This window comes from Nonomuraea sp. 3-1Str (genome assembly GCF_031570565.1).
In the GTDB taxonomy this organism is placed as follows: domain Bacteria; phylum Actinomycetota; class Actinomycetes; order Streptosporangiales; family Streptosporangiaceae; genus Nonomuraea.
This window is the reverse complement of sequence record NZ_JALHBK010000032.1, coordinates 110,128-116,494: the sequence shown is the minus strand read 5'-3', so window position 1 is coordinate 116,494 and position 6,367 is coordinate 110,128. Positions and strand designations below refer to the sequence as shown.

The window sequence follows — 6,367 nt, the reverse complement described above, 5'->3', positions numbered from 1 at the left end:
GCGCGCCCCCGCCCCCGCCCCCCCCGCCCGGCCCCCGCCACGACCAGGCCCGCGACCGCCGTCCGGACGCGGTGACGGCGCCGCAGCAGCGCCAGCCCGCACACCGCCGCCCCGGCGGCGGCCCCGAGCCACCACGACGCGCCGCCCCAGCTCACCGCGATCCGGTACGCCACGAAGACGATCGTCCCCGCGAACAGCCCGCCCAGCCCGGCCTCCACCACCCGCCCGCGCACTGCGGCCAGGTCCGTGGCGGGGCCGGCGAGGCGCGCGAAGGTCACGGCGTTCACGTTAGAGGTCCGCGCGCCTCCGGTGAACCGGCCGAAAGTACGGTCCCGTCCGGCCGAACCCTGCTTTCGACCGGTGCCCTGCCCGAGGTCCCCACCCGGAGGATCGCCCCATGCCACCTGAGATGTCACCTGAAGCCCCCTCCCCGGCTCCGGGCAGGCCGCGGATCGCGGCACTCGACGTCGTGCGCGGGTTCGCGCTGTGCGGGATCCTGCTCGCCAACGTCCAGCCGATCGCCAACACCGGCCCCGCCCTCGGAAACCCCACGGCCGTCCCGATGAGCGCGTGGATGGGCCTGTTCGTGGAGCAGCGCTTCTTCCCCATCTTCTCGCTGCTGTTCGGCGTCGGGTTCTCGCTGCTGCTGCGCTCCGCCGGGGAGCGCGTCGAACGGCCGCGGCTGCTCCTGCTGCGCCGCCTGCTGACGCTGCTCGCCATCGGGCTCGTCCACATGTTCCTGCTGTGGCGCGGCGACATCCTCTCCATCTACGCCGCCGTGGGACTCGTGGTGCTGCTGCCCTCCACGTGGCTGCCCCGGTGGGCCGTGGCCGGGCTGTCCCCGGTGCTCCTGGTGGCGGCGCTCCTCGGCAACGGCGGCCCCGCGCTGGTGCCGGGCCTGTTCCTGCTGGGCTCGGCACTCGTCCGGTACGGGGTGGTGGACCGGATCGAGTCGTCGGCCAAGGGGCCCGCGGCGGTCGGCCTGGTCCTGCTCGCGGGGGCGGTCCCCGCGCTGTGGGCGCAGGAGAGCCACGGGCCCGGCCCGGTCGCCGTCTGGTTCCCCCTCGCCGGGCTGCTCCTGGCCGGGGTGTACGTGTGCGCGCTGCTGGTCCTGCTGAGGACGCCGCTCCGGCCGGCGTTGCGGGCCGTGTTCGCGCCGCTGGGCCGGATGGCGTTGACGAACTACCTCACGGCCACGCTCCTCGTCCTCGCGGCGAGCCGGCTGCTGCACGTGGAGTACGCCTCGTCGTGGACCGCGGTGTACGTCACCGCCGGCGTCGTCCTGCCGGCCCAGTGGCTGGCGTCCACCCTGTGGCTGCGCGGCTACCGGCAGGGGCCGATGGAGTGGCTCTGGCGCTGGGCGACCTGGGGCAGCCGCCCGCCCTTCCGCCGCCACGGCGGCTGAGCCGGCTCCGGGAGTCAGCTCGCCCGCGGGCGGGCGCGGACGTGCAGGCGCTCGCCCTGCGGGCCGAACAGGCTGAGGGCCTCCGCCGGCTCCGGGCCGGGGTTGGAGATGCGGTGCGGGAGGTGGGTGTCGAACTCGGCCGCCTCGCCCGCCGTGAGGACGAGGTCGTGCTCGGCCAGTCGCAGCCGCAGCCGGCCGGACAGCACGTACAGCCACTCGTAGCCCTCGTGCGTCTTCGGCGTGGTGTCGCCGGTGGGCGTGCCCGGCGGGAAGATCTGCTTGAACGCCTGGAGGCCGCCCGAGCGGCGGGTCAGCGGCAGGAACGTCACGCCGTGGCGGACGATCGGCTGCGGGCGCACGCGGGGGTCCCCCGTGGCCGGCGCTCCAACCAGGTCGTCCAGCGACACCTGGTGGGCCTTGGCGAGCGGCAGCAGCAGCTCCAGCGTGGGCCTGCGCCCGCCCGACTCCAGGCGCGACAGCGTGCTCACCGAGATGCCGGTCGCCTCGGCGAGCTGGTGCAGCGTCGTTCCCCGCTGCGTGCGCAGCGCGCGCAGGCGGGAGCCCACGGCCGCCAGGACCGCATCCTCGTCGTTTGCCATAACGGCAACAATACTTGTCGAACTCGCCACCCGCACGGCACCTTTGCCGCAACGGACCAACGGCAAGGAGAGCCGCATGACGGACGAGATGTACGACGTGGTGGTGGTGGGCGGCGGCCCGGCCGGGCTGAACGGGGCGCTGGCGCTGGCGCGGGCGCGCAGATCCGTGCTGGTGGTGGACTCCGGCGAGCCCCGCAACGCCCCGGCCGCCCACATGCACAACTACCTGGGCCGGGACGGCACCCCGCCCGCCGACCTGCTGGCCGACGGCCGCGAGGAGGTGGCCCACTACGGCGGCGAGGTCGTCACCGGCCGAGCCGTCACCGCGGCGCGCCAGGACGGCGGTTTCCTCGTGACGCTCGACGACGGCCGGGCGGTGCGGGCACGGCGGCTGCTGGTGACCACCGGGCTCACCGACGAGCTGCCCGACGTGCCCGGACTGGCCGGGCGGTGGGGCCGCGAGGTGCTGACCTGCCCGTACTGCCATGGCTGGGAGGTACGCGACCAGCGGATCGGGATCCTGGCCGCCGGGCCGATCTCGACCCACCAGGCGCATCTGTGGCGGCAGTGGAGCCCGCACGTGCTGCTGCTGCTGCACCAGGCGCCGGCTCCCGGCGCGGAGGAGGCCGAGCGGCTCGCGGCGCGCGGCATCACCGTCGTGGAGGGCCCGGTCGCGGCCGTGGAGGTGTCGGGCGACCGGCTCACCGGCGTGCGGCTGGCCTCGGGCGAGGTCGTCGGGATCGACGCTCTCATCGTCTCGCCGCGGCTCACCGCCCGCGCGGGGGTGCTGGAGTCGCTCGAGCTGAAGCCCGTGGAGGTCGAGATGGGCGGGCAGACCATCGGCGACCGCATCCCCGCGGACCCCACCGGGGCCACGGCCGAGCCCGGGGTCTGGGTGGCGGGCAACGTGGCCGACCCGCGCGCCCAGGTCATCACCTCCGCCGCGGCGGGGCTCAGCGCGGGGGCGGCGATCAACGCCGACCTCGTCGCCGAGGACGGCCGCGTCGCCGTCGAGGCGTACCGGCAGCAGATCGGCACGCTGTTCGAGGAGGCCGCCTGGGAGGAGCGCTACCGCTCCCGGCCCGCCGTGTGGAGCGGCCGGCCGAATCCGCAGCTCGTGACCGAGGCCACCGGGCTGGCCCCGGGACGGGCGCTGGACGTGGGCAGCGGCGAGGGCGCGGACGCGGTGTGGCTGGCCGAGCGCGGCTGGCGGGTGACGGCGGCCGACATCTCGGTCACGGCCCTGGAGCGGGGCGCCGCCCACGCCGCCGCCGCGGGCGTCGCCGACCGCGTCGAATGGGTCCAGGCGGACCTGCGCGAGCACGAGCCCGCGGAGGGGGCGTACGACCTGGTGTCGTCGCAGTTCATGCATCTGCCGGGCGAGATGCGGCGGCGGCTGTTCGCCCGGCTGGCCGCCGCGGTCGCGCCGGGCGGGACGCTGCTGATCGTCGGGCACCACCCGAGAGACCTGCGGACCACGGCGAACCGCATGCACTTCCCGGACATGATGTTCACGGCCGAGGAGGTGGCGTCGTCGCTGGACCCGGCCGCGTGGGAGGTGCTGGCCGCCGAGGCCCGCCCGCGCCCCGCGGTGGACCCGGAGGGGCGTGACATCACCCTCCACGACGCCGTCCTCGTGGCCCGCCGCCGCCCCTGAGCGCCGCCCCGGGGTCAGGGGGCCCGCAGGCCGCGGATCACCAGGTCGACCAGGGCCGTGAACTCGGCGTCGATGCCGGGCCGGTCCCACTCGCGGGCGTAGGCCGGGTCGTGGAAGCGGCCCGAGGCGTCGAAGACCGCGCGTGCCAGCACCTCCGGCGTCGCGCCCGCCGCCGCGAAGTCCCCCCGGTCGAGCCCCTCGCGAATGATCTCCGCGAGCTGTCCCGTGAGGTCGGCGCAGTGGCGGTCCACCACCGCGCTGCTCTCCCCCACCAGCACCATGTACGTCGCGAACAGCTCGGGATCGTCGCCGACCTTGCGGCGCTTGGCCGAGAACAGCTCGGCCAGCCAGCGCCGCAGCCGCTCCTCCGGGGCCCCGGAGCCGGCCGCGACGCCCGACAGCGACGCGGACGTCCGGTCGAGCCAGCGCTGGGTGACGGCCTCGCGCAGCGCCGTCTTGGTGCGGAAATGGCGGTAGACGCTGCCGTGGCTGACCCCGAGCGCGCGGGCCACGTCGACCACGGTCGCCTTGGCGGGGCCGTGGCGGCGCAGCACCTCCTCGGTGGCTTCGAGGATGCGCTCGGCGGTGAGGACGTCGATCGTGGCCATGGTGACGACCGTACCTGGTGCGGGCGTCAGCGCTCGCTGTCGAGGAAGGCCATCTGCGTCTCCGGGTAGCGCTCGCCGGCGGCGGCGTCGGCGGGCACGGCCCGCTCGACGGCGGCGAGGTCGGCCTCCTCCAGCGTGATGTCCAGCGCGCCGAGCGCCTCGGCCAGCCGCTCGCGGGTGCGGGAGCCGACGAGCGGCACGATGTCCTCGCCGCGCGAGAGCACCCAGGCGATGGCGATCTGCGCGACCGTGACGCCCTTGCGCTCGGCGATCTCGCGCAGGGCCTCGACCAGGCCGAGGTTGTGGCGCAGGTTCTCGCCCTGGAAGCGGGGCGAGTGCGCCCGGAAGTCCCCGGCGGACAGCGTCCGGTCCGGCGTGAAGTGGCCGGAGATCAGCCCCCGCGACAGCACGCCGTACGCGGTGACGCCGATGCCCAGCTCGCGCGTGGTGGGCAGGATCCGCTCCTCGATGCCGCGGGAGATGAGCGAGTACTCGATCTGCAGGTCGGCGATGGGCGCGGTGGCGGCGGCCCGGCGGACGGTGTCGGCGCCGGCCTCGGACAGCCCGATGTGGCGGACGTACCCGGCCTGGACGAGCTCGGCGATGGCGCCGACGGTCTCCTCGATGGGGACGTCCGGGTCGACGCGCGCGATCCGGTAGACGTCGATGTGGTCCACGCCGAGCCGCTGGAGCGAGTACGCGGCGAAGTTCCGCACCGCGGCGGGGCGGCCGTCGTAGCCGAGCCACGCGCCGTCCGGGGCGCGCAGCGCGCCGAACTTGACGCTGATCAGGGCCTGATCACGCAGCCCGGCCGGAGCCGTGCGCAGCGCCTCGCCGATCAGCATCTCGTTGTGGCCCATGCCGTAGAAGTCGCCGGTGTCGAGCAGGGTGACTCCGGCGTCGAGGGCGGCGTGGATCGTGGCGATGGACTCGCCGCGGTCGGCCTCGCCGTACAGGGCGGACATGCCCATGCAGCCGAGCCCGAGGGCGGAGACACGTGGTCCGGTCGATCCGAGTGTACGAGTGAGCATGAGGACTCCTTGCGGATGTGCTGCCGTCGTCAGTCCCTACCCACTATGGCATTACAGATGACAGATTTCAATTTTTGTCAGTTGGTGGTGGAGCGGGCCGGCGATGCAGCAGCCCGAACCTCGACCACATGGCCTCGGCCGCCTCGATGGAGGCGCCCGTGTGCGCCGGGTCCACGGCGGCGAGCTGCGTGACCAGCGCCTGCGCCACCGCGATGCCCGCGGTCAGCGACGGGAAGAACGCCTCGCCCTCCGCCGGCACCATCACCACCTCCTCGGCCGCCGCCGCCAGGGCCGGGCTCGCCGCGTCGGTCAGCGCGAAGACCCGCGTCCCGCGCGAGCGGGCCTCGTGGGCGGCCAGCACGGTGCTCTCGTACAGCCGCCAGAAGCTGATCGCGATCAGCACGTCCTCCGGGCCGAGGGCCGCCACGGCGTTGGCCGGCCCGGCGTCTCCCGCCGTGACGGCCGCGACCGGGTAGCCGGCCAGCCGGGCGTTGTGCGCGAGCGCCAGGCCCACGGCCGCATAGCTGCCGTCGGCCACCACGACGGTGCGGCGGGCGGCGGCGACGGCCTCGGCGATCGTCAGCAGCACCCTCTCGTCCAGCCGCCGGGCGAGCAGGGCCAGCCCGTCGAGGTCGCGGCGCAGCGAGCGGGAGCTGGGCGAGCCGGCGCCGGCGTGCTCGGCGGCGACCTGGCCGGCGCTCAGCGACGACAGGTAGCGGGCGCGCAGCTCCTGCTGGAGCGCGGGCCAGCCGGCGAACCCGAGCGCCTGCGCCGTGCGGGTCACGGTCGCCACGTTGACCCCGGCGAGCTGGGCCAGCTCGGCCGCCGAGCCGTAGGAGGCGCGGCGCGGCTGCGACACCAGCACGTCGAGCACCGCCGCCGCCTTGGGCCGCAGGCCGCGCCCCGGCACCCGGGCGCGCAGCCACTCGTCGTAGGTGTCGGTGCTGGGGTCCGTCACATGATCCTCCCTCGGCAGGGAGTCATGGTACGCGTTCGTAACAGCGAAAAAATGCAACAGACATTGCATACATGGAGATTTGCACTATACGTTGCCATAAATCACCGAC

6 protein-coding genes and 1 pseudogene are annotated in these 6,367 nt (G+C 74.8%); 2 read left to right on the top strand and 5 right to left on the bottom strand.

Annotated features, from left to right (window positions below; all coding sequences use genetic code 11):
- Positions 1–278: pseudogene (locus tag MTP10_RS35725) on the bottom strand (hypothetical protein); the annotation flags it as partial.
- A 119-nt stretch (positions 279–397) separates the two neighbouring features.
- Here MTP10_RS35725 and MTP10_RS35720 point away from each other — a divergent pair.
- A complete protein-coding gene (locus MTP10_RS35720) occupies positions 398–1,405 on the top strand; it encodes a DUF418 domain-containing protein (RefSeq protein ID WP_310715440.1) in 1,008 nt (335 codons plus the stop codon).
- Positions 1,406–1,419: 14 nt separating this feature from the next.
- Here MTP10_RS35720 and MTP10_RS35715 read toward each other — a convergent pair whose 3' ends face one another.
- Entirely contained in the window at positions 1,420–2,004 is a 585-nt protein-coding gene (locus MTP10_RS35715) for an XRE family transcriptional regulator (protein WP_310715437.1), read from the bottom strand.
- 76 nt (positions 2,005–2,080) lie between these two features.
- Here MTP10_RS35715 and MTP10_RS35710 point away from each other — a divergent pair, with 76 nt between their 5' ends.
- Positions 2,081–3,661, top strand: coding sequence for a bifunctional NAD(P)/FAD-dependent oxidoreductase/class I SAM-dependent methyltransferase (locus MTP10_RS35710; protein WP_310715435.1), 1,581 nt, complete (start codon positions 2,081–2,083; stop codon positions 3,659–3,661).
- 14 nt (positions 3,662–3,675) lie between these two features.
- Here the strand turns inward: MTP10_RS35710 and MTP10_RS35705 are convergent, their stop codons facing one another.
- From MTP10_RS35705 to MTP10_RS35695, 3 genes are all read right to left on the bottom strand, one after another.
- Positions 3,676–4,269, bottom strand: a complete 594-nt coding sequence (locus MTP10_RS35705; RefSeq protein WP_310715433.1) for a TetR family transcriptional regulator — start codon at positions 4,267–4,269, stop codon at positions 3,676–3,678.
- A gap of 26 nt (positions 4,270–4,295) precedes the next feature.
- Complete coding sequence (locus MTP10_RS35700; protein ID WP_310715430.1) at positions 4,296–5,300, bottom strand: aldo/keto reductase; 1,005 nt, start codon at positions 5,298–5,300, stop codon at positions 4,296–4,298.
- A 67-nt stretch (positions 5,301–5,367) separates the two neighbouring features.
- On the bottom strand, positions 5,368–6,258 hold the full coding sequence (locus MTP10_RS35695) for a MurR/RpiR family transcriptional regulator (protein WP_310715428.1): 891 nt from the start codon (positions 6,256–6,258) through the stop codon (positions 5,368–5,370).
- Positions 6,259–6,367 lie beyond the last annotated feature (109 nt).

What these genes read in the sequence shown, in the direction of transcription:
- MTP10_RS35720 (WP_310715440.1), top strand. Translation starts at nt 398, where the DNA reads ATGCCACCTGAGATGTCACCTGAAGCCCCCTCCCCGGCTCCGGGCAGG.
- MTP10_RS35715 (WP_310715437.1), bottom strand. Translation starts at nt 2,004, where the DNA reads ATGGCAAACGACGAGGATGCGGTCCTGGCGGCCGTGGGCTCCCGCCTG.
- MTP10_RS35710 (WP_310715435.1), top strand. Translation starts at nt 2,081, where the DNA reads ATGACGGACGAGATGTACGACGTGGTGGTGGTGGGCGGCGGCCCGGCC.
- MTP10_RS35705 (WP_310715433.1), bottom strand. Translation starts at nt 4,269, where the DNA reads ATGGCCACGATCGACGTCCTCACCGCCGAGCGCATCCTCGAAGCCACC.
- MTP10_RS35700 (WP_310715430.1), bottom strand. Translation starts at nt 5,300, where the DNA reads ATGCTCACTCGTACACTCGGATCGACCGGACCACGTGTCTCCGCCCTC.